General features: G+C 43.9%; 15 protein-coding genes and 1 pseudogene. 2 read left to right on the top strand and 14 right to left on the bottom strand.

The genetic code is table 11. The features are described from left to right. Nucleotides 1-92: 92 nt before the first annotated feature. The gene (locus GC102_RS06115) at nucleotides 93-2,186 is read left to right on the top strand and encodes a beta-galactosidase trimerization domain-containing protein (RefSeq protein WP_171688665.1); all 2,094 of its coding nucleotides are present in this window, start codon (nucleotides 93-95) and stop codon (nucleotides 2,184-2,186) included. A gap of 177 nt (nucleotides 2,187-2,363) precedes the next feature. On the opposite strand, the gene GC102_RS06110 is transcribed toward GC102_RS06115, so the two are convergent. The 8 genes and pseudogenes from GC102_RS06110 to GC102_RS06075 form a co-directional block, all read right to left on the bottom strand. Then, nucleotides 2,364-8,414 carry a golvesin C-terminal-like domain-containing protein gene (locus tag GC102_RS06110; RefSeq protein ID WP_171688664.1) on the bottom strand — a complete coding sequence of 2,017 codons (6,051 nt, stop codon included), beginning with the start codon at nucleotides 8,412-8,414 and terminating at the stop codon, nucleotides 2,364-2,366. Between the two features lie 348 nt (nucleotides 8,415-8,762). Next, nucleotides 8,763-10,571: a sensor histidine kinase gene (locus tag GC102_RS06105; RefSeq protein ID WP_171688663.1), complete on the bottom strand. Its 1,809-nt coding sequence runs from the start codon at nucleotides 10,569-10,571 to the stop codon at nucleotides 8,763-8,765. Then, a complete protein-coding gene (locus GC102_RS06100) occupies nucleotides 10,571-11,662 on the bottom strand; it encodes a response regulator transcription factor (protein WP_171688662.1) in 1,092 nt (363 codons plus the stop codon). The genes GC102_RS06105 and GC102_RS06100 overlap by 1 nt, the downstream gene beginning before the upstream one ends. A gap of 128 nt (nucleotides 11,663-11,790) precedes the next feature. After that, nucleotides 11,791-12,854 (bottom strand): annotated as a pseudogene (locus GC102_RS06095) (RNA-guided endonuclease TnpB family protein). 318 nt (nucleotides 12,855-13,172) lie between these two features. Beyond that, on the bottom strand, nucleotides 13,173-14,813 hold the full coding sequence (locus GC102_RS06090; RefSeq protein ID WP_171688661.1) for an extracellular solute-binding protein: 1,641 nt from the start codon (nucleotides 14,811-14,813) through the stop codon (nucleotides 13,173-13,175). Between the two features lie 22 nt (nucleotides 14,814-14,835). Further along, the gene (locus tag GC102_RS06085) at nucleotides 14,836-15,711 is read right to left on the bottom strand and encodes a carbohydrate ABC transporter permease (RefSeq protein WP_171688660.1); all 876 of its coding nucleotides are present in this window, start codon (nucleotides 15,709-15,711) and stop codon (nucleotides 14,836-14,838) included. A gap of 21 nt (nucleotides 15,712-15,732) precedes the next feature. Then, complete coding sequence (locus GC102_RS06080) at nucleotides 15,733-16,659, bottom strand: ABC transporter permease (protein ID WP_246320753.1); 927 nt, start codon at nucleotides 16,657-16,659, stop codon at nucleotides 15,733-15,735. A gap of 180 nt (nucleotides 16,660-16,839) precedes the next feature. Then, complete coding sequence (locus tag GC102_RS06075) at nucleotides 16,840-17,607, bottom strand: phytanoyl-CoA dioxygenase family protein (protein WP_171688659.1); 768 nt, start codon at nucleotides 17,605-17,607, stop codon at nucleotides 16,840-16,842. A 162-nt stretch (nucleotides 17,608-17,769) separates the two neighbouring features. Between GC102_RS06075 and GC102_RS06070 the strand changes: the two genes are divergently transcribed. Beyond that, a complete protein-coding gene (locus GC102_RS06070) occupies nucleotides 17,770-18,552 on the top strand; it encodes a helix-turn-helix domain-containing protein (RefSeq protein WP_171688658.1) in 783 nt (260 codons plus the stop codon). A 62-nt stretch (nucleotides 18,553-18,614) separates the two neighbouring features. Here GC102_RS06070 and GC102_RS06065 read toward each other — a convergent pair whose 3' ends face one another. From GC102_RS06065 to GC102_RS06040, 6 genes are all read right to left on the bottom strand, one after another. Next, on the bottom strand, nucleotides 18,615-19,175 hold the full coding sequence (locus tag GC102_RS06065; protein ID WP_171688657.1) for an ABC transporter ATP-binding protein: 561 nt from the start codon (nucleotides 19,173-19,175) through the stop codon (nucleotides 18,615-18,617). Between the two features lie 288 nt (nucleotides 19,176-19,463). Then, complete coding sequence (locus GC102_RS06060; protein ID WP_171688656.1) at nucleotides 19,464-20,297, bottom strand: MBL fold metallo-hydrolase; 834 nt, start codon at nucleotides 20,295-20,297, stop codon at nucleotides 19,464-19,466. A 29-nt stretch (nucleotides 20,298-20,326) separates the two neighbouring features. Continuing rightward, complete coding sequence (locus tag GC102_RS06055) at nucleotides 20,327-21,307, bottom strand: LacI family DNA-binding transcriptional regulator (protein ID WP_171688655.1); 981 nt, start codon at nucleotides 21,305-21,307, stop codon at nucleotides 20,327-20,329. 180 nt (nucleotides 21,308-21,487) lie between these two features. Next, nucleotides 21,488-23,086 carry an extracellular solute-binding protein gene (locus GC102_RS06050; protein ID WP_246320752.1) on the bottom strand — a complete coding sequence of 533 codons (1,599 nt, stop codon included), beginning with the start codon at nucleotides 23,084-23,086 and terminating at the stop codon, nucleotides 21,488-21,490. Nucleotides 23,087-23,140: 54 nt separating this feature from the next. Next, nucleotides 23,141-24,019, bottom strand: a complete 879-nt coding sequence (locus GC102_RS06045) for a carbohydrate ABC transporter permease (RefSeq protein ID WP_171688654.1) — start codon at nucleotides 24,017-24,019, stop codon at nucleotides 23,141-23,143. Nucleotides 24,020-24,056: 37 nt separating this feature from the next. Further along, nucleotides 24,057-25,034, bottom strand: coding sequence for an ABC transporter permease (locus GC102_RS06040; protein ID WP_171688798.1), 978 nt, complete (start codon nucleotides 25,032-25,034; stop codon nucleotides 24,057-24,059). Between the last annotated feature and the right edge of the window lie 48 nt (nucleotides 25,035-25,082).

The following is a 25,082-nucleotide window of genomic DNA, read 5'->3' as shown; positions in this document are numbered from 1 at the left end:
AAATACATGAAAGTAATGCATGTTAAACATGAAGTTCCGAGAGTAATATAAAAAACAAGAAATCATTAAAATGAAACGAAGGAGAATGTTTAATGAATGCCATACCTTGGTTTAAAAAACCATTTAAAATTGTCGATTTCATTCCACCCAATCCAGAATTAATGGAAACCCTTGATTATCAGGAAGAATTTCTAATCCGTAAGGAGTTAGGATTCAATGCAGAGCACGTTGAAGTTCATGATGTCACCCTCGGTGATGCTGGGATTTGTTTCTATCCGTCTGAATTTGCTGTACGAACCGGCCGGAACATTCTAAAGGAAATAGGCGAGAACTATGATTCAATTGGAATACACCCTATTGTATATGTCAATGTTCATTGGATTTCTCCTTCACTAGCTGAGATACACCCCGAGTGGATCCAAGTATCAAGAGATGGATCCGTTATCTCCAGTTATTATGGAGCCGGTAACTATCACTGCGTTAATTCTCCCTACCGAGAAAGTCTGTTCGGTACAATTCGGACCATCGCCGAATATAACATTAAAGGGATTTTTCTCGACGGTCCTGTTTATCGGGTGGAAGGTTGCTTCTGTGAGTACTGTGCTGCTTTGTTTCAAGAACAATACGACTATTCCCTTTCTTCCATTAGGAGTGCTGCTGAACACCGCGATTTTTTCGACTTCAAGCGTTCCTCCATTGCCCGCTTCATGAAAGACTCGAAAGAAGCGTTATCCTCAGTCAACCCTAATGCCATCATCTATATGAACAGCCCTCAGTTGACACCAACCATATATTGCGGCCGTGATAACCGTATGACAATTCCTTATCAGGACTTGCTGATCGCTGAAGGTGGCTTCCTCCATGGTAATCTGCGTGAAACGCCCATTTGGAAACCCGCAGCAACTGCCATGCTGCTGGAATCTCAGGCACAAGGCAAGCCTTACTGTGTTGCCATCGCCGGTCGTTTGGCACCTTGGTCAAGATATCTTTTATCAGCGTCTGAAACATGGATCGTACATGCTATGGCAGTGGCGCACGGAGCCAGTACTTGGTATGGCGTCTATAATGACAATAATCGAGATACTCAGATGCAAACAGTTAAGCAAATCAATTCGTTTCTTGAACAGAATGTCGAATATTACACAGACACACGTTCCGAAGCGCAAACCGCCTTGCTTTGGTCCTATGAAACAGCAAATTACTATCAATCATCGGCTGAAGAAACCGATTTCACCTCTTTGCAGGACCATTTAGGGGAAAAACTAAAGGGGGACGCACGTGGCTCCTTTATGGGCTGGTTCGATGCTTTATCACGCAGCCAAGTTCTTATAGATATTGTTGATGAGACTTCCATTACGGACAATTCAATCTTCCGTTACCGCACTCTCATTCTGCCCGGCATTAGTTGTATGTCGGAAAAACAGGCGGAGCAAATCAAGCGATTTGTACGTAATGGAGGCAACCTCATCGCCACCTTTGATACATCCTTCTACGATGAATATGGCCAAGTTCGGGAATATCCTCTACTAGCAGACCTACTAGGGATTGCCACAGTCGATGAAATTACAGAGTTGCCTTATGATCATATACAAACCGAAGAAAATAAAGAATCTTATCTCAATGGCATAGATCAATCGCTAATTCCTGCCCCTATGCTGGCAGTAAAAATAAAGCCTCAACCTGGATCGCAGACGATTATGCACTATCGGTCTAAACAACCAGCCCGATACTGTGATCTGCCGCCAATAACGTCACATCCTTTTATGGTCATGAATCGATTTGAAAAAGGTTCAACCCTTTATTTCACAGGCAATGTGGACAAAGGCTATGAAAATTTCGCTCTTCCAGAGTACCGTAAATTAATGCGTAATGCTCTTCTGTCTTTTCATCCAGAACGCGTCGTTTTGGAGTCGCATCAAGGAATTGAATCGCTTCACCTATCGCTTCGGAGCCAGCCGCAGAGGTTAATGCTGCACCTGATCAACTATACAGGATCGATGACACGCCCCATCGAAAAAGTGATACCTTTGCACAACATCTCGATCCGTTTGAATGAAATGCTCCAGCCGGTAACGACAATCCGAAGTTTACGGACGTCTAATCTACTCCCTTTTCAACAAGATGGGGATTCAATCCGTTTTGTATTACCGCAATTAGAGGAATATGAAGTTATTGTCGTCGAATAATACAGTGTAATGTTTTTCAATAAAGGCGAAACGAATATAGCTTTCGTTTCGCCTTTTATTTCTTATCGGATTCGGGCTCTTTGCCGTAAAACCCGCACAGTTACCTTTGGAGGCAACTGTGCGGGTTTTATGATTTTTAACAGCATGCGGGCGGTTCAGCTACTTCGTCTCGAATGGTTACTGTCTAGCAGTTACGTTTACCATCATTTTTTCGCTCGATGTGATTCCAGCATAATTAACCAGTTCAGCGTAATACACGTAAACACCTGCCCCTTTATTTGTGATATTCGTCACTGTAGATTGAGCGGATGGCGAATGATCTGCAATGGTTTGTGTATCGATAAGAACATTGTTTTCATACAAACGATAGGTTCTTCCATTCGTACCCCACCACAAGTTCATCGTGACTTTATAATTGCCGTCGCCATCCCAGTTATCGTTGGACAAAACGGGTACAGCCGGTGCCGCTTGTGTAACGGTTACGGTCAAAACATCACTTCTCGTTGTACCGTAGGCATTAGTAAGCTCAACATAGTAATGATAGGTGCCATTTGCCTTACCGCTTATAGCGGTTACCGCCGTTTGTGCATTAGGTGTGTTGTCCGATAGGATTTGTGTATCGATCAACACATCGTTCTCATAAAGCTTATAAAGCCTCCCATTTTCTCCATACCACAAGTTCATCATTACATTGTACGTTCCATCGTTAATCCCTGTATCGTACCCATTGTTATTGGTAAGAACAGGTTTTCCTGGTTTTGCCTTACTCTTCGATACAATGTTGTTCACAACAGCTGTTAATGTCCCTTTGTTGCCAACTGCATCCACAAACTCGAAGGTAAAGTTGCCATTAAAGTAGAACGTATAATTGCTTGAATAAACGTTATTCGTGATCGTGATCGGTTTGCTTGGTATCAGGGTTGCGACAACATTTTGCGTAGTAGGCGTTGTGCTGCTATAAACCACCGTAGCTGTTGGAATAACGTTATCGATATTTCCTACTGCATAGCCGATTATCTTGGATAGGTTGCCTGCAGCATCCTTTCCTCTTGCATATACCGACGCATTCACAGAAACAACTACGGGATTCATATAAGCCGTCCATGTGCCGCTTTCGCCCATTTTGTATTCCTTCACCACTGCGTCAGCCGGGTAAGTAATCGTTAGGGTTACATTGGTATTGGTTGGAGTTGTAATATCGGGCGTCAATATTGCATCCGCTGGAGGAGTCTTGTCAATTTGTACGTTGATTGTGTGTTGCTCTTCAACGTTTCCCGCTTGGTCAATTGAACGGTACTGCACCTCATTTACTCCTTCATTTCCTAACGTGAACGGAGCCGTATAGGCGATCCAGTCGCCGCTTTCTCCAATCCTGTATTCCGTCTTATTAATACCGGAAAGGTTGTCTTCCGCATTTAACGTAATGATAACATCCCTCGTGTACCATCCATTACTGCCATTCGGAGCAGAAGGACTTACTGTGGCAACAGTTGTTGGCTTGGTATTGTCTACTAGGATTGCCACGCTAGCCTCCGCGCTTGTTCCGCCGAGCGTTGCGGTCGCTTTAACATGAACGGTCCCCTCACCTGAAGCAGTCGCTGTTACGATCCCTTGTGCGTCCACCGTAGCTATCGCACGATCACTAGAGAAGTTAAGGCTTGCTGTACTGAGGTCAGCCTGCGATCCATTGCTCATAATGCCGATGACAGTCAAGGTCGACTGATCCCCGCTCTTCATGATGGGTTTACTAGCTGTCAGTGTCACATGATCCAGCGTGATTACATTCACCTGCAGTTGGCCTTTTACACCTGAACCGTCGGCCGCTGCAGCATTAACCGTAACCATACCGGTCTCCACGCCTGTCAAGATACCGGTCGCGGAATCGATCACCGCCTTGCCTGTTCCGTCAACGACGCTCCAAACGACCGCCTTATTGGTAGCGTTAACCGGCAGTATCGCCGCGATCATAGGTAGGGCAGCGCCTTTCAGTACGACAGCCGAAGGATTTCCCGTGACCATTATGCTTTGTACCGGCACGTTTGCCCCTATTCGAACAAATTTGATTCCATCTGCTAGTATAAAGTTACTAGTGGTAAACCCGTTTGTGATGACGACGCTTCCCGATGAACCCGCAAGAAAAGGGGAGCTGCCGATCTTGTTCCATTTACCGCCATTTATCGATTGATTCACCTTCACAACGGTGGAACCTGCAGCCCCATTAATGGTGAATGGTGCATCCGTCGTTCCGGCCGTCGAATGATGCCACTCATACACATCATATATACCGCTGATCGGAATGAGTGGGGTGTAAATTGCGCTTGCATTGCCGTTCTTGCTCGCATTTAACGCGAAATCCCCTTTATTAGCACCGGTATTGATTCTCGTATTATCCCAAGTTGATCCCGTAAATTTGACGCCTGTCGCATCTGAATTGTCCATCGCGATCTCAACATTGTCCGGTATGAGGTCGAACGACACGTTGTCGAATAAGACTTTCCCCAAGCCCGAAAGGATACCGGTCTTGATGGTGATCTCCATCGGCTGCGTTACGACGAACGTATTGGCATAATAAGCATATTGATCGGTCAGCGCGATCGGCACCATCTGATGATCGCTCACCCCGTCCCACACATTAAGCTCCGCCTGAACGTCCGACCCGCCGGACAGCTTCTTAATGTAAGCGGACAGCGAATACGTTCCTGGCTGAAGTACCGTAAATTTCTGAATGAGATCGGTTCGACCGCCGGGTACCCCTGCTGAATTAAACTCTGCCGCAGCCCCACCCTGATACGGATTGTTTGTGTTCACATAGGCATTCGTCCCATATACACCTGAGCCCATGCTCCAGTTGTCAAATGTAACGGACGACGGTCCGCCAAGTGAGTCGCCCGATTTTGACTCAAAATTGCCATTTGCGAAAACAGGTGGCAGGCTGCCAGTCCGAACAAACTTAATCCCATCCGCCAGCATAAAGTTGCCGGAGGTAAAGCCGTTGGTCAGGACAACGCTGCCCGTTGAGCCCATATTGAAAGGAAAGCTGCCGATCTTGTTCCACTTATTTCCGTTCGTCGATTGATTCACCTTCACGATCGTAGAACCCGCTCCGTGATTGATCGTAAACGGCGCGTCCGTCGTGCCGGTCGTTGAATGATGCCATTCGTATACATCGTACATCCCGGCTAGAGGAATGAACGGCGTGTAGATGACGCTTGATTTGCCTTCCTTGCTCGTATTGAGTGCGAAATTTCCTTTGTTTGCCCCGCTATTCGTTCTCGTATTGTCCCAGACGTTGGTGGTGCCGGTAAACGTCACTCCCGTCGCATCTGAATTATCCATTACGATCTCGACATTATCCGGTACAGGATCGAAAGAAACATTGTCGAATACCACTTTCCCAGCACCTGACAGAATACCTATATTGACGGTAATATCCAACGGTTGAGTCACGGTATACGTCTTTGCATAATAAGCATACTGGCTGCTAAGGGTTACTGGAGCCAACTGATGATCGCTATTCCCGGCCCAAATGTTAAGTTCGGGTTGAACGTCCGCTCCGCCCTCCACCTTCTTGATAAATGCGGAGAGTGCATAGGTACCCGGATTCGTGACGGTGAACGTCTGGTACATATAAGTACGATTTCCCGCTGCTCCCGTCGAATTAAATTCCACAGCATTCACACCCTGATACGGGCTGGTTTTGTTCACATAGGCATTTGTCCCGTAAACGCCTGCGCCCATGCCCCAATTATCGATGGTAACGGCAGCTGGCCCTCCGATCGGATCACCCGACAGCTTCTCGATATCTCCGTTACGGATAATCGTAAGCGGCACATCCCCGGTAACACTGCCGATAGCAAGCGGCTCGCTGCTGACGACAAAGACCGTGTTCTTCTTCACGATTTTACCGTTGGAATCCACTGATACCGGATTCCCATAGTTGTCTATTACACGGATGATTTTATTACTGTTCGTTACGTTAATGTTGAGCAACTGGCTGTCCGCAGACAGGATGCTGAGGTAGTTCCCGTCCGTGCGGTGCAAATAATGATTAACCGTCAGAAAATTCTCTCCAGGGAAACCAGAATACGATCCTAAATACTGATCCGCCTTCCTGATCTGATTTTGCATGACGGCCGTCGTCTGAAAAATTTCCGTTGGAGACTGCGAAAACCTTGTGACGAACGTATCCGCATTGGGAACACCCATAGTGAAAAATTTCGAGAAGCCCGCCGACAGAAATTCCATATATTTCTGAACCGTACCATATAATTTCGATGTCATGGTTGGATAAATCTCGCCAAGAGGAAAGAACTCGCCTTGCCACAGCTTCAAATTCGGGTGAGTGATCTTCGCCTGAGCGTAAGCGGTGAGTATATCCGGGATATAATTGGTACCTTGATACCCATGTACATTATAGAAGTCGTAGTAACCGACATAAGGTTCTTGCAACGCATCAATCGTCATTTGGCGGTCGGCGGCAGTACCAGAAACCGAGGTGAACCCGCTCGTCGTGACATACAGTTCCAGATTGTTTCCCGTTTCTGCCAAATACTCTGTTTTCACCTTCTGAGCCTGTTCATGAGCGATCTTTAGCATCAAGAAATATTGTTCCTTTGTCCCTGAGAAACCAGCAGCGAGGTAAGGTGGATGAAAGTTTACCTCATTTACGATTTCGTAATATTTCACTTTGCCCGCATAACGTTTCATCGTCTGGTAGACGTAATTAGTCCAATCTGCACCATTGCCCGGGACTCCATTCTGATCTTGAATATCTTTGGAAACCCAACGATCTGCTGGGTATTGGAGGGAGGAGGGATAACCGTCAGTAGGTATCTCACTAACTGGGGGCCTTGTCGATGCCCAGTTGGAAGGATAGCCCATAACAGCCAATACATCCATGCCGGCATCCGTGGTCGCTTTCACATATTGATCCGCATGCTCCCATGTAAAATGTCCCTTCGTTGGCTCGATTTTATTCCATAGGAAAACCCTGGCGTCATCCCAAGTACGGGTAGCGTTCGTATTGATTTTCTTCCATGGGGAAATGTCGTAGCTGTAACTAGAGTGCGTCCCATAATAAGTCGCATAATTGCCATCAGCGACGGTAGTGTCGTTCGTTGGTACTTTGGAAATACCACTTTTATAAACGATGGGATCAGCGAAAGTTGAGCTTACCGTCGTTTCCAAATACCAGAAGCCCACTTGGCTGTTTAACTGCGGCAGAGTCAACTCCTCCATACGATAGGTGCCGTCCGCTGGTACAGTAATGATCTTCGGTTCGGTGAACACCACATTGCCAGATGGATCCGTCGCTTTGATACTGACCGTATATGTCTTCGCCGTACTTCCATAATTCACTGTCATAACTGGATAAACGGCCGCTTCATTTTGGTAGAATACTTCTTTCTCATTTCGGAATGCAGGTTTGACGACGCTGTACTGGGAGGAAGTATGCCACGGGGTAATAAATTTCTGCGATTGAATGGGCTGCCCCAGTGTGGCATCCGCCAGCAGGGCCGTGTCCACACCATGGGTAAAGGTGCTAGTGCTATGCTCCAATTCATTAGCCGCTAGCGCCCGAGTGGAAATTTTCACATTGGTAATGTTATAAGGGGCTCCCCTCTCTATCATAAATTCATAAGGCATGAATTTCTCCAACACAGCATTAACCGTGGTCGGCGAGCTGGTTAGCAAGACACCGTCCTTGTAGATGGCTGCGTAACCGCCAGCTCCCATTTTCCATGTGAAGGCAAGATTAAATGGCTGGCCGACGACATAGTTCAACTGATTCGGCTGCGCATAGGCGAACGCGCCATTGGTTGCTTCCCCGTTTTTGACGAAAAAGGTAAGCGGCTGATCATATGTCGAACCCGTCGGCTTCGAGATCGGTGGAGGAATATGGGCGTTGATTAATGTGAACCCTGGTCCACTCTGCTCGGGAATAAGACGAAATAAGAAGTCGTAATCGTTACCAAACTCCGAATAGGGCTTATCAATGCGTGCCGTCAGTTCAATTGTTCCTTCACTCGAGTTGATAATGCCCGGAGCGAAATCACGGTACCATGTTGCCGTATTTGTGAAATTATCCGTCTCATTGTCCGCATATGCTGACGGTACGACCATAAAGCACGCAGCAAGTAAGGTAGCAGACATTAGAAGCATCAAACATATCGATATTTTGAGCAAGCGGTATCTTCCAACTAAATCCGGAAATATTCTATTCGCCATACCTACACCTCCAATAAATTGTTGTTTCTACTGAATCCAGCATAAAACACCCACTCTCAAGCTTTTTCTTTCTGCTGCGGTTCTTCAATCCCACAAGAATTCGATAAATCACCTCATTTGTTAGCGCTTACATTTTAAGTTTTACCGAGATGCAAGTGCTGCTAAATCTATTTAGAAAACCTAAATGCCATTCATTTAACCCGAGATACACCTCCATTCTCAAGTGGTATGGTACTCATTATAAGGAAATGCACGAAGCTCGCACAACAGGACAGAAACGCGATATGTACGACAAAAATACGGAGTTATCCCATGGCTCTTACTATGACGGTGCATCTGTATTTACGATTACGAGTATGATGGTGATTGTGATGGTGGGATAGCTAGCAACTGAGGCTTAAGTTTCGCTACCGCTCGACAACCTGATCCTGGCTGGCTGAAAAACTGCAGACCACATTCCTCCCCATAATGGACCTGGATTCGTTGATTTACACTTTTCACGCCATAACCGCGAGTTTCTATTTCTAAAACCCCCTTCAATTGCTCTTCTGTCATTCCGATACCATCATCACTTACCTCCAAATATACAAATTCCCCCTGCTGAGATGCCCTAACCGTGATGGTACCCGCCTTACCTGGTTTAGGTCTAATACCATGAATGACAGCGTTCTCAACTAAAGGCTGCAGAATCATCTTGATAATCACAACGTCCGCAATCCCCTCTTCGATATCGGTCTCAAACCGGATTGCTCCGCGATAACGATAATTGATAATGTGCATATAACGGTTGACCTCTTCTACTTCCTCGGACAGTCTTATATGCTCTTTGCCCTCGTTTAGACTGAGCCGAAGGAACTTGGCCAGAGATTCAGTAATTTCTGCAATTTCCTTCGCATCAATGCGTAGGGCACTCCATTGGATGATATCAAGCGTGTTGTATAGAAAATGTGGATTGATCTGCGCATACAGCAGCTTCATTTCTGTCTCCTGCTTGCTAATTTTCACCTGATACACTTCTTCTATTAATGCTTTGGTAGTCATACTCATCTGGTTAAAAGAACGCTGCAATCGAGAATACTCATCATTACCACGAATATTTGTTTCCGTTTCAAATTGTCCTCCATCGGCAAGTCTTATTAAACGAATAAGCTTCTTTAGGCGCTTAGTAATAGAGCCTGAAATGAAAAAAGCAGTAATTATGGCAAGAATAGAAACGAATGCAGCCAAGGCGAACATGAAATTTTGAATGGATCTACTATTCATTCCTAAATGCCGCTCGGTCATCAGTAGAGATATATTCCAGTCCAACCCGCTCAACTTGCTATTCACTGCATAATAAGTACCTATACCTGGACCGAAATGGGTGATCCCTTCCTGACGGATGGGCAACGAGGACAAAAACTGCTGTTCCAACTTGACATCACCCAAGGGGAGATGCTTTACTCCGATCCTTACACCACCTGTGTGCACTAACGTTTCTGCTCCATCAGGAAGCCTTAGATCGTTAAGAATATCCCAAATGAACTTCGAATCAAACTCAATCATCACATAACCAAGGATTTGTTGGAAATGGTTGATATCGTGAATTTCTTTAATAAAGAGCACCTCGTCTGCTTGAGCTAATTGTAAGTGCTGAATCACATCAGCATGAAACCAAGCTTGCTTCTTGCTCTCATTCAGCAATGGCTTTAATGCAGAATCCTTTTCAAGCTCCCCTACACTGAAAAAATTCGGATTTGCTGATAGGAATGCCGGATTGCCCTTCATAAAAAAGCTCACCTTGAGTACATTTCTTTTCCCTTCATAATTGGTAACGTTTTTGTTGAGCACATTGAAGAAATCGATGACTTCGGCCGAAGTCAGTTGACGTTCGGCTACAGTTTGCAATACTTTTTGAATATCATAATTACTTTGTGCCAAATCTGCGATAACATAACCCACGTCAAGTCCAAATGCTACATTCTTCTCCGCTTGCTTCAGCGCTTCTAGATACGCGTTTCCAGTTTGCTCCACAACCGACTTGTGGATCGTTGTATAGGTGAAATAAACCAGCAAGAAAACCGGAACAATAATCAGAATTAAATAGGAGAAGACTAGTTTCGTGCGCAAATTGAGATTGTAATAGAATCCGCTCAGTACATCCGCTAATTTTCTCATCAGCCACGCTCCCGAAATTGTACAGGAATAACACCCACCAGCTTTTTAAATATTTTCGTAAAATAATAAGTATCCTGATATCCGACTAGATTAGCTACTTCGTATATTTTAATTGCGGGATCACGTAGTAACTCCTGAGCCTTCTCAAGTCTCACCATCGTGATATATTCATTAATCGTTTGACCCGTTTCTTTTTTAAATAACCCCTGAAGATGGCCAGCAGACATATATACCTCTTCCGCAAGTTGTTGAATCGTTAGGTTTTGATTGTAGCTCTTCCGTATAATCGCCTCAACACTGCGAATTACCTTACGCGATTTATTGTTGCGCGATTCATTGACGATTTGTTCGATGAGAAGAAGCTTATCGAATACAAATGTTTCTATCTGGGTGCCGCTCTGCATCATTCTAAATTGCCGCAGTGAATCCTGCATCTCTTTGGCCGCTTCATGTCCGATGATGGCAGCTGCAGAACGAAAAGCTTTGACAAGAAGCTCACTGCAAAGGATGGTCAGAATCAGTATACTGTCCATTTTGTAGAGCCTAATGGATGCAAAAAACTGCTTTAACTCGTCGATTAGTGTTTCAGTCATTCCGCTGCCGGTCAGCTTAACGATACGCTCTCTTAAATCAATAATTATCGTAAGCTCTGTAGGTGCAGTACTGTCCACATAATAATGGCTGATATCGTCCTTAAGCCGTTTATACTCGCGTTCCTTTTCCAGTCTACCGATTACTTTGCCAACAACCTGCATCATCTCTTCACGATTGAAAGGCTTTAACAAATAATCAATTGCATCCAATTTTATCGAGGCTTTCACATATTGGATATCTTGATGTGCACTAATCATAATGACCATTAGATCAGGGTGTTCGATTTTCAGCGCCTCTACAAGCTTAATACCATCCATGCCTGGCATGACAACATCGGTTATGACTAAATCCGGAACGATCGTCTGAGCGATCCTCAAGGCTTCTGCACCATCCTCGGCTTCACCGGCAATTATAATCCCCAAACTTTTCCAGTCTATTAAATCCCTTAAACCTTCTCTGGTAATATAATCATCATCGACAAGCAGTAATTTGTGCATAAATCAACCTCCAATAGTTTGAGGTGCTATTGAAAACTCACACGAATAAATTCGCATGATTCTTGGATTGTCTCTGCTACCGCGGAGAAGAGTACCAAGCGTAATCCGTATTTCCTACGGCTATTACATTATCCTATTAGCAAGCGAATGCCTTCTTGTTTAATGTTCTGACTTGCATTATCATCACGATCATGTTGCGTCCCGCACTTCGAACATGTCCATGCTCGCAATGCCAAATGCTTCACGTTTGGATTGCGGGTTCTGCAGACATGACAAAGCTGACTGGATGGGAAGTTTTTCGCAACAAAAGAAAGGTTGCGCCCGTACCATTCCGATTTATACGTCAAAATGGTGCGAAACATCGCCCATGACACTTCGGCAATGGATTTTGCCATTTTATGATTTTTCATTAAGTTTTTTACTTGCAAGTCTTCTAAGCAGATCGTTTGGTTTTCACGATTCAGCTTCGTTGACAGTTTATGCAAGAAATCTTTGCGGGAGTTTGCAATTCGCTCATGAATACGAGCAATATGAAGTTTCGCCTTTTGCGTCTGACCATCGGAGCAAACTGCAAAGGTTTTGATACCAAGATCAATGCCTATGGCATTATCGTTCTTCGGCAACGGCTGTACGTCCGTTTCACAAAGAATCGAAACAAAATATTTGCCTGCGGCATTTCGCCGAATCGTTGCGTTGATAATTCGACCTTCCACTTCACGACTCTTGGCAAAACGAACCCAACTTAATTTAGGCAGTTTAATGCAATTGTCCAGCACCTCAATGTTTCCGTTCGTTTGCTTGGTCGTGTAGGACTGTACAGGATTTCGTTTACTTTTGTAATGAGGTCCATTATTCTGCTTTTTGTAGTAACGAGTGTACGCATCATTTAGGTTTTCTACGGATTTTTGTAGAGAGATGCTATCCACTTCCTTGAGAAAAGGATAGTGTTGCTTCATCATACGGACGGCTTTGATGGATTCGAACTTATTGAAACAGGAACTTTTCCATTCGTTGGATGAAAGCTGACCGCTTTGTTTCATGTCTTGGGCAAGATGCCAATACGCATCTTTCTGCTGTTGTTTGGCTAAAAAAAATTAAAGACAAAGCGAACACAGCCCAACGTTTTTTGGATCAATGACATTTGCTCTGGGCTTGGGTAGATTCGAAACTGAAACGCTTTTTGGATCATCAGCATTCGCCTCCTTGAATCATTATGGCACATATGTTCGTTTTTTAAAAGATAAAAACCGCCAATTCATCCCATCACAAAAGTAACGAGTGTTCTCGACTTTTCATAAAACAATACATTAGATTGACCATTTCATATACAGTTATTTTGATCATAAGATTTCTCGTTCATACAAGGACAAACGACTCCGTCGTCCTCCTGGGACGAGCGCGTTTGTCAAGGTAGATGCGAAGCAAAAGTATAAAACTTATACTTTCTTATCTACTCACAAAAAAGTATAGGGGAGCCTATGCCCTCCCTATACTTAAAATTTACGACCGCTTATTTTTTAGTAAGATTGCTATAGAGTGCTTTGCCAGTTTTAGTAAACCAATCCTGGGAGGCATTGATGACTTCCTGTCTGCCGTTTGCATCCGCTTTTTTGAAATATTCATCTACTGCACTGATGGGGAGCGCCCCATTAATGATTTTGGATACATACTCATTACGTAGATCCATCAGCGCTCTGCCTTTGGATAGCTCCGCATCCGTCTGCGGTCTATAGTAATTAATATTGAACACAGTATCATGTGGTCCAGCTGTCACATAGGAATTCATGTCTGGATTGAGGCCTGCGAGTATCGCATTGGGCAGCCAGATTTCTGGAGTCGTCCACATTCTATAATATAATTTATAAATAATTTGATCATAAATAGGTTTGATAGGCACTAAATTACCGCTCGCATCCTTATTGTAATGAACTCCTTCTTTACCATAGTTGATGAATAATTGTAAATCTTTGTCCTTCAGATATGTATTCAGTAAATCTATCGCTTCATTTTTATTTTTTGCATTCTTCGGAACCATATAATAGTTGGATACTGGTGCAGGAATGATATAGCCCTTTTGTCCGTCTTTACCCTCAACTGGCGGCATATACATGAGCTTGGCATTCGGGTCTGATTTGACCAACGCAGGACGGAACCCATTAGGCTCATAATAGCCAAAGTATCCGGAAGCTGCTTTACCTGATGATATTTTCTCCGCAACCTGCTGCGATTTGTTGAACAAATATTCGTTGTCTATAAGCCCTTCTTTGTACAGCTTAGCCAAGTACGTGAGCATATCTTTTAAATAGGCATCTTGTGCATCAATCAACTTCCCGTCCTTGACAATGAACGGCACAGCAAGGTTGTTTAAGCCGGATAAACCAAATGCACCTGTAATTACATCTAAACCGTCCAATGGATTCCCATTGTTTCCACCAGAAGCTACATATGGAATTGTACCTTTGCCACTAGGATCCTTATCCTTGATTGTTTTTAGAAACGTATACAAGTCATCGAGATTTTTCGGAGCCGACAAGCCTAGCTTATCCACCCAATCCTGTCTGACCAAGAAACCGCTTCCTAAATCCTGGTCTTTATATTTTTGAAAGGGTGAAGCCGGTATGGCAAGCTTTGCCCCGTCTAGGGTTACAGCAGCCCATGCGTTATCAGTTACATGCTTTTCTATCTCATTGCCAAACTGTTTGACCAGAGGTTCGACGGGGGTGAGCGCACCTTGTGCACTGAATCTCTTGAAGATCGTCAAATCATTCGTATAAATAAGATCGAATACATCACCTGATGCAAACATCAAATTGTATTTATCAAGCTGGCTTGCCGCTGGAATAATTGTCCACTCTACATTTTTATAGCCTGTTTTCTCTTTAATTGCGTTTAAAAACTGGTTATCACTTTCACTTGCGCCTTGTTCGAAGCCTTTGACTCCACTATTGCTTGGAACTGCAATGCGAATTTTGGCGTTTTTATCGAGCTTGGGCGTTGCAACAGCGTTCGTCTCTTTATCTGTAGCTGCAGCTGTAGCTGTAGTACCTTTCTCTCCTGTTGTCTCTTTTGTTTGGCTGCAAGCGGTAAGCAACACCAGTGTAAGCGCTAACAGAACAGACAAAACCTTTGTGTAAGTGAAACCCCTTTTCATTTTTCATTCCCCCAATTAACTATTATTGTTTAACAGCGCCTAGCGTCAATCCAGTTACAAAATATTTTTGCAAGAAAGGATATACAAGCAAGATGGGCAACGAGGAAATAAAGATCGCAGTAGCTCTGAACGTTTCTGAGGCAATATGGGCAAGTACCTCCGAATTATCTGTACCATTCTGGGTGGCGGCAGAAATGACATTTTGCAAAAATAAGGGTAACACCAAGACATTCTTTTTTGTTAGATACATGAGCGGGTCCATGTAACTGTTCCAAATACTAACGGCCGAAAAAATCGCGATAGTTGCAAGTAATGGTTTAGATAACGGGAGAATGATACGGAACAGCACGGTTAGATTTCCAGCTCCGTCTATTCTTGCCGATTCTTCAAGGCTAGACGGTAGCGATTCAAAATAGTTGCGAATCAGAATTAGGTTAAACACACTTACCATACCTGGAATAATGAGTACGAGTAAATTATTCATTAAGCCAGTTTCCTTAATGATCAAATAGGTTGGAACCAAGCCGCCATTAAACATCATCGTAAACACATACATGATATTGATCAACTTGTGTCCAGGTAATTGCTTTCTGGAAATGGCATACCCAACACACGCGGTAAAAAACACTTGCACCAACGTGCCTACAATTGTGACGATTATGCTGTTTCGGAAAGCAGTGCGAAAGTCAATTGCTGAAATTAAAGCTTTATAAGCATCGAATTGAAAACCCTTCGGCCACAAGCTAACCTGTCCGCTAATCACATAGGTCTCGTCACTAACCGACTTCGCAAATAAAGTGACATAGGGCAGTAAACATATTAAACTTATTGCGATTAATAAGCAGTAATTAAAGACGGTAAATACCTTTTCTCCATTAGACATTCTTTTGTCAAACATGCGTTGAATCCCTCTTTTCAGCTACCAGATTCCACGGTTGGAGTATTTGCTGCTGACCTTGTTCGCAATGATCAACAACGTGAAGCCAATAACGGAAGTAAATAGCCCGACAGCAGTTGTATAGCTGTAGCTGGCATTAAGTATGCCTTCTCTGTACACAAAGGTACCAATAACATCGCCCACTTTATAGACAAGTGGATTATAGAATAACAATACTTGCTCTGTATCGCTACCCAACATTTGAGATATGCGAAGTATGATAATGAATACGATTGTACTTGCGATTCCGGGAAGTGTAATATGCCAGATTTGCTTCAGTTTTCCGGCTCCATCTACTTCAGCTGCTGCATAAAGTTCCGGATCAATCGAGGTAAGAGCCGCTAGATAAATGATAGCACTCCACCCTGTTTCCTTCCATGCGGTTGAGGTTACCAGCACACTGCGGAAAAACCCCTCATCTCCGAGAAACTGAATCGGCGATATGCCGAGAGAGCGAAGCAGCGAGTTGACAATCCCCGTGCTTGGCGACAATATATCGACGAAAACCCCAGCGATCACAACCCATGAAAGAAAGTGAGGAAGATAGGTCAGTGTCTGTGTTATTCGCTTCACAAACCCTTTCCTCACCTCATTGAGCAGCAATGCCAATATAATGGGCAGCGGAAATTGAAAAATCAATTTGTACAAATTGATTAGAAGCGTGTTACCCAGAACACTCAAAAATTTCGGGTCTGAGAAAAGTACCCTAAAATTATCCAATCCCACCCATTTGCTAGCCATAAAGCCATCGAAAACTTTATAATTTTTAAAAGCGAGTGCTACTCCAACCATAGGGACGTAGCTGTAAACTAGCAAAACCAGCAAAGGAATTGCTATGAGCATATAGAGATCCCAATGTTGAATGATTCTTTTCGACAGGTTATTCTTTCTACTAGGTGCCAATCCCATATCAATAGCTCCTAGCATGTGCTGTTCAGTTATCCTTGCCAAGGTGCACCTCAATTCTCCTCTGGTATATCTTAATTATATGGATATACCGCAAGCCCTCGCAACCAGACAAGAACGCGAAATCTATGACAATAATGCGGAGTTATGATATGGATTTCATAATATACGATTGCGATGGCACTATAGGAAATAGTAATGACTCTTATCCTTGTCCAGCAAGGAATACCGTTGAAAATGCTGATAATGCGCGTTGTACAACTGCCCATTCTTAGCGGGCGAGTAGGTCAAATACAGCTGTTTACGGCTGTGTTCTGATGTATTTACACTACTTTGATGCGGTGTAAAAGAGTGAAACAGAATCATATCACCAGGATTGGTTTCCACAATCTCCCCAGTTTTGAGATCAATTTCAGCCATCTCCTTGGCATTCATGCCTCGTAATTCTCCTTTATCGGAACGAAGGTGATGATGGTAACCCGGGAATAGTTCAAGCCCACCATTAACCACTGTCGCTCCGTCTATTGCCACCATCACACTGATAAGTCCTTCTATTGGAAAGCCCTGCCACCAAGCAGCATCCTGATGCATCGCATAACCGGTTGCTCCAGGCAGCTTAAAAATCAATTTATCTTTAAACAATAGCGGTTCATCCAAATAAATATCACGCAAGGGTGCCAAAATACGGTCATCTCGAACCAAATCATCAAATACCGCGGAAATGTCATGGACGGGATCTAAACGCTCGATCTTAACTTCTCCGTTCGCATAACGCTTATGCCCTGCTCGGATATTATGGATATCCGTATATTGACTCAATGTGAGCAGCTTATCACATTCTGCTTGCAGCACCTTAGCCTCCTGTTCGCTAAATACATTACGCAGTACGAGATACCCCTTGTCCTTGTAGCTCTGAATTTGCTCATTAGAAAGAATGTTTATCCTTTTCATCCCCTAATCCCCTTTACATTTTTTTTTGGAAATCATATAATTATTTCACTTAAATGATCTCTCGTTTCTTATGATACTCCTGATGATTTATGTTTAACATACATTACTTTTTTATATTTTATATACTTTTTTGCATTTCATAATAGAAAGTAGTGAGCAGATATGAACAAAATCAGCCTCACAAGGTGTTATTATACGGCGCATAGAAAAGAATTTTTACTGGAGGAAGATGTTTATGAAGGATGGGTCATTCTTGCCGTGGAGTCCGGTCGATTTCAATTCTCTCTCGAAGAAGAAACAGCGGTACTTAAAGAGCCTGTGTATAACGAAGCTGGATTTGGTGATCTCGTTATTTGCCCACCTCATGTCGTCTTAAAAAGAAAGGTTTTGGAGCCTGTCTCTTTTTATTTCATTGAATTTACAATGGATGGAGAATACGCAAAAGGCAAAGTTTTAATCAGAAACTTTCAACGCCTTTCTTCAACTTTCAGCTACTTCAGACAAATCGCCGAGGAACCCTTAGAAGACCACCATGAATTTGCAAACCATTTAATTAATGATTTACTGCTTGTGAGTGCCAGAGAACAGAAATTAGCTCAACAACAGTCCCAAGATAAACAAGACCCTCTCACCGTTCATGCCATGGCTTATCTAAATCAGCACGCTTTTGGAGCGAAATTAAGCATGCAGCTCTTGGCTGAAAAACTTGGCATCAGTAATTCTCAACTATCCCGCCGATTTCAAGCTGCATACAGATACTCTCCAATTGAATATGTAACCTTACTTCGACTCCAGAGAGCAAGGTCATTACTGATCGACACAGACCATACAATCGACCATATCGCTGAGCAATGCGGATACCAAAACGGCTTTTATCTAAGTCGGATTTTCACCGCTAAACTAAAAATAAGCCCTTCGGCTTACCGAAGAACTTATCGATTTTAAAAAATACTGTTACCATTTAAGCCGGAATCCCATATTCCTCATGGGGTTCCGGTCTTATCACACTACACTTCCCCCTGGAACCGCCCATCCCGAAACCGCACAATCCATTTCGCCTGCTTCGCAATCAATGTGTCATGCGTAATCAAAATAATCGTCCGACCTTGTGCATGTAAACTCTTTAAAATATTTAAAATCTCCACACCTGTCTTCGAAACTAACGCTCCCGTAGGTTCATCCACCAAAATGATTGCTGGATTTCCTGCCAATGTTCGCGCAATAGCAACACGCTGCTGCTGTCCACCATATAGCTCTGATGGAAAATGCTTCTTGCGATCCAGCAAGTCCACCGATTTTAGAGCATGCAAAACGAGTGGCGCTCTTTCCTTTTTGCTCATTCCCCGATAAATCAAAGGCAACTCCACATTCTCATAGGCACTTAATCTCGGCAGCAAGTTAAAGCTTTGAAAAACGAAGCCAATCTTCTGATTACGAATCTCAGCAAGCCCAGAATCCTTGAGCACGTTTATTGCTTGACCATCCAGGTCATAGATACCTTTATCTACAATATCCAAACACCCTATAATGTTCATCAGCGTGGATTTGCCGGAGCCTGACGGTCCCATAATAGCCACGACTCTCCATGATCAATATCTAACGAGACGTCATCTAAGGCTTTAATCGTTACTCGCCCATCGTATAGTATTTACTGGCTTTCTCGATATGGACCATTACTTGCACAGGGTCCAAATAAATGAAGTATCCGATTCATATCCCTTACCGTTTCGCCTTATAAAACTCATGATACAGCTTCATCAGCGCCCGCTTATTTTACCACTTTCTACGAAAGCCTGTTCACCTGAATGCTGTTTCACAGCAACTTTAACCTCTTCAGGAATCGGCTCGATACAGCATTAATTTTCATGGGAGCCCACTGTTATTTTCATACCATCAAACGCACAGGTCACTCCGATTTCCGCAAGTACACGGTCAGTTTCGTCATGGGAACCAACACTTTGATGGGAGAAATGGGATGCTACAATGACGGTATTCTCCCTGACAACTTTGGTTTGACGCATTCTATCGAGCATGATACGGAAATCCTGAAGGTTCAAATGTTCTTTCCCTGGAGTATGGTTCAGTAACGTCGCTTCCATAATAACGGTGTCGAAAGCTTCATTCGCCAACTGCTCCCAGATCGACTCGTCATAAATACCGGTATCCGAAGCGATCAAGATTTTGACCCGACCATCATCGATGATATAATTCATCGCGTCCCCTATTCTAAGATTGTGCGTCGCTTCAATAGAACGAACCTTATAAGGCGACAAACTTACAGAACGTCCAGGTAAAAAAGGAATTCTTCGGATCCCTGCATCACTGTCTCTTCCGCCCGAAAGATCCCATGTCGCGAGTACAGAAGGTCCAGCCACCATCGCCAAATCCGGCAACTCGGTGGAAAGCCGGAACGGTTTAGCCCGAAGCTGTAAATTCGAGGGCGTAAAATGATCCAAATGATTATGAGTCACCAACATATAACGCAACTCAACAAGAGAAATGCCGAATTGGGCACAGGACGCAAATAAGTCCGGTCCCACATCAAGAAGCAGATCGTCGTTGATCAGAAAGCACTGACGTCTTCGAACGTTACGCCCTCCCTGCTCCCTGGCGTGTTGGCAAGTGCCGCAATTACAAAAAGGCGATGGAATTCCTTCAGCCGCTCCCGTGCCCAAAAATGTAATGTTCATAACCAGTTCTTCTCCCCTTGCCCCGATTATTATTTGTAAGTTCCTACAGTCCCGCCTTCAACAACAATCATTTTGGTCATGTATAGGACTTCAGGCTGTTTGGTCTTTTTTCTAATGATATCCATCAGCCGATACACGACATTTTCTATATCCGCCGGGTCCCCATAAACAGTCGTAAGTACAGGCTTGCTAATAGTCACTAATTCGGTGTAACCGTTCCCAATCAGGCTTACTTGTTCCGGAACCCTCACTCCATGCTCTCTCAAGTATTGTAGCGCCGAATATTGGATGATCGTATTCGCACACACAACGGCCGTATAGTCGATCTCTAGCACACTCATCTGACGGCATAACTCATAACCATCCTCAACCGGACTAATCTGGACTAACGATTTGTCGAAAGGGATACCTGATTCAAGCAGGGCTTCCTTATATCCCTCGAGATTGTCACGGTGGACCGGGTACTCGAGTGGTCCGACTAGAAACGCAATACGGTGATGTCCGTGATCGATTAAGTAACGTGTCGCCAGGTAATTCACTTTCTTATGATCGAACGTGACAACATTCGTGTTGTCACGTATCGTACCGCCATACAACAGAAAAGGTACCCCCGTTTTCTCCAATAAATCAAGCATTGCATCATCAAGGTCACCAGTCACAACATAGCCATGCGCTTCATTACTTTGTAGAAATTCTTCCAATCTCAGGTGCTCTTCATGTGACGCTCCCACATTTTTGAAAAGCAGTGAATAATCGAAATGACTTGCCGCATTTTCGATGCTTTTTAGTTCAACCATATAACGCGGGTCGCGTGCTTCCCGGTTGTACAGAATATAACAGATTTTGCGGCTTGCCTCGGGAATATCATATCCCGCTTCTTTGGCAGCTTTTAGAATCATTCGTCTTGTCTCATTAGAGATGGTGCTGACCGGTGAATTGTTAAGTACCAGTGATACAGCTGTACGTGAGATCCCGAGACGAAGGGCAAGCTCTTTCTTAGAAATTTTCATTTTCGGATTTCCCCTTCTTTCAGATGACTTAAGAGTACCATCTTATAAGAGAGAATCGCAAGTTATAAGTGTTACTATTACTGTTCAAGAAAAATAACGATATTATTCTACAAATTTTGTGCTGCATAGACAGAAAAGGGGATTAACCGGTGCTGGTACCCGATCAACCCCTCCAGCAGTTTATGGCTTATTGTAGCGATCTGCAGCCGCGGTATAGATCTTTAAGTATTCTTCAATTCCCATTTTCTTAAGAGTAGCTGTATAAGTATCCCATTCCGAGAAAGGAGCCGCGCCCATGATAAATTTCGTCGTCATCTCGTTCACGTAATTGTTAATATCAGCGCTCAGCGCGTTAAACCGCGGCAGCTCCTCAGCCGTGTACTTGAACGGACCCCATACGTCCTTCGGCCAGTAAGCTTCGTTCTTCTTGGTTGCCGCGATGTTGTCGGGATCGCTTTCCCCGCCCGTAAATGTTTTCTCTGTGAGCATAGCCGGATAATAACCGCCCATGAATGTTACATACTTCTTAAGATTTTCCTGATTTTGTTTGATCTCATCGGCGTACTCGGCCTTGCCGTTCTTCATGACAAAGCTTTTGCCTTCAAAGCCAAGGAAGAACATCTTACTTCCCTCTTCGCTATAGAAGTAATCGACCCAACGGAGAGAAGCTTCCGGATTTTTGTTGTTCTTCGTTATGACGAAGCTGCCCACATCCTGGACTGACGGTCTAGCACGCGAGAACAAACGGTCGCCATGCGGTCCGGTGAAAGCCAACGCCCCAATGTAGTCGTTTTGCTGAACATTGAAGCCAACTTTAGCGTTCGTATACATGAAACTACCATAATTGCCTTCTTTCCCTTTAGCCAGAAATTCGGGTCCGGGAAGCGTAAGAATATCTTTAACGAATAAATCTTCCTTATACAATTTGTTCATGTATTCAAGCAGTTCCTTGTACCGCCCATCCATCGGGATGAAACGGAGCTTGTTCGTCGTAGGGTCCACATCGACACGACTATGCGCGAGCCCTCGGTTACCAAGTCCCCACGATCCCTTCAAATGATCCAACAGTGCGGCGTAACCGCTTGCCGCATAAGGGATTTCGTCGTTTTTCCCGTTTCCATTCGGATCTTTCGTTTTGATTGCTTTCAAATATTGATAAAATTCTTCCGTAGTCGTCGGTTCTTTCATGTTCATTGTGTCAAGGTACTTTTTGTTTAACCATAACTGAGATCCGGTTCGGACGGACATAAAGCTCGGGTCATAGAACGAAGGCAGCGAGTAGATCTTGCCATCTGTCATGGTGATTGCTTTTTTGATTTCCGGATATTGATCCATCATTTTCTGAAAATTCGGGGCGTATTTTTTGATCAGATCGTTGAGCGGAATGAATAACCCCTGACCGCCATAATTCAGCAAATCCTCAGCAGAAAATCGGCTTGTATGAAAGGCGTCGGGTAAATCCCCGCCAGCCAACGTCAGATTGCGTTTCTCGGCCAAGCTTTCTGTTGGCACCAACTGCCAGTCAATGTTGATGTTTGACATTTTGGCGTACTCTTTCCATACTTCTACGTTATTCCAATCATTCGGTGCGGATGGCGATTTGCCCGCAAAAACCTTAAGAGTAATCGGCTCTTTCACGATTGGAAAACCCGATGTGCTAATCGTCTTGTCTTCCTTAACCTCGGCTTTCTTAACGTCAGCTCCGCCCCCGCATCCTGCCAGAATTCCGGCAGTCATTACGGTCGTTAGCAGAACAACATATCCCCTTCTCATTTCCATGCTTCCGAACCTCCAATTATATATTGTGAATAAGGACTTCATCCGTAAAGCTGATTAGCCCTTAATAGCACCGACAAGAACGCCTTTGACGAAATATCTTTGCAGAAATGGATATAGCATCAGGATCGGAAGGTTAGCTACGATAATGACAGCATATTTAATAATTTCCTTCTGTAAAATGATGTTCATCGTAAAGGCCGATTGCTGCATCTCATTCATATCTTCCTGAACGAGTATTTCCCGCAGAATGAGTTGGAGTGGATAATCGCTGCGACGGGTCAAGTAGATGAGTGCACTAAAGTACGAGTTCCAATGCCCAACGCTGTAGAACAAGATCAACACGGCGATGATCGGCATAGATAAGGGCAATACAATCCTCCACAATATCCCTATATTGCTGCACCCGTCGATCGAAGCGGATTCCTGGATCTCGTTCGGTATCCCGTTCTGGAAAAATGTCCTCATAATAATGATGTTCCATACCGATACGGCCCCGGGAATGACAAGCGCCCAAATCGTGTTCATCATATGCAGGTTCTTCACCAACAAGTAGGTGGGAATTAGCCCACCACTGAAAAACATGGTGAATACGATCATGGCGGTAATCACACCACGTCCAGCAAAATCTTTACGCGAAAGTGGATAAGCAGCGAGAATGGTCATGACGATATTGATCGCGGTGCCGACAACCGTGTACAGAATGGTATTTCCGTAGCCGGTGAGAATTTCTTTATTGTGAAATATTTTAGAGTAACCCTCCAATGTAATATCCATCGGCCACAACCACATTGTCCCATTAACCACAAGTTCGGGATTGCTAATAGAAGCACTTAGAACATATAGAAGCGGATAAAGCACAACGATAACAATGATCAACAGTCCTACATAAACGAGTAATCCGAAAAGCCGATCGGCTGTCGTTTCTTTGTACATCCTTTCCTTTCATCTCCTTTCAATTGATTTGCTTTTCTCACCAGAGAGCGGTTTGCTTAACTCTTCTGGCAATGGAGTTAACTATTAGAAGAAGCAAGAAATTGACGACGGAATTAAATAAACCGACTGCAGCCGAGAAGCTGTACTGCGCACCCAATATCCCGTTACGGTACACATAGGTAGAAATTACGTCTGAGGCTTCTACATTCAAATTGTTTTGCATGAGAAAAACTTTCTCAAATCCTACACTCATCACATGGCCCATATTCAAGATAAGCAAGATCATGATTGTGGGCATGATGGAAGGGAGATTGATGTGCCAAATTCTGCGTATCCTACTCGCCCCGTCCATGATTGCGGCTTCATGCATCTGCGGATCAATACCGGCAAGTGCGGCCAAATAGATGATTGAACCCCAACCCATCCCTTGCCAGACGCCGGTAAATACATAAACGCTTTTGAACCAAGCGGGTTCCGTCAAAAAAGCTATCGGCTGACCCCCGAAAATCTGTATCAGATGATTGATTATTCCCTTATTAGGTGACAAAAACATAAGGATCAATCCAACCATCACTACCGTTGACAGAAAGTGTGGAGCGTATGTGATCGTCTGTACAAACTTTTGAAATCGCTTTGAGCGCACTTCATTGATCATTAATGCGAGTATTAGAGGTGCTGGAAATCCGACGACAAGGGAGTATAAACTAATGCCGAGCGTGTTCTTGATAAGTCGCCAGAAGTAATAGCTGCGAAAGAAACGATCAAAATGCTCGAACCCCACCCATGGACTGCCCATAATTCCTTTTACAGCCACAAAATTTTTGAACGCGATCTGCAAGCCATACATCGGTATGTATTCAAATACGATAAAATATACGATGACAGGTGAGATGAGCAAGTACAAATCCCAGTTCTTTCGAAGCGACTTTGCAAAAACGGATACCCTCTTCGGTTTCACTAATGGAAGCGGTTCCGAGATCAATTCTGAAGAATTCGCCAAAATAAGATCAACCATCCTTTCTTGTTGCATTTGTCATTTTTTAATTTCGTTATTTTATTAAAA

This window comes from Paenibacillus germinis, from assembly GCF_013141785.1.
Taxonomy (GTDB): Bacteria; Bacillota; Bacilli; order Paenibacillales; family NBRC-103111; genus Paenibacillus_E; species Paenibacillus_E phytorum.
This window is presented reverse-complemented; position numbering and strand designations above follow the sequence as displayed.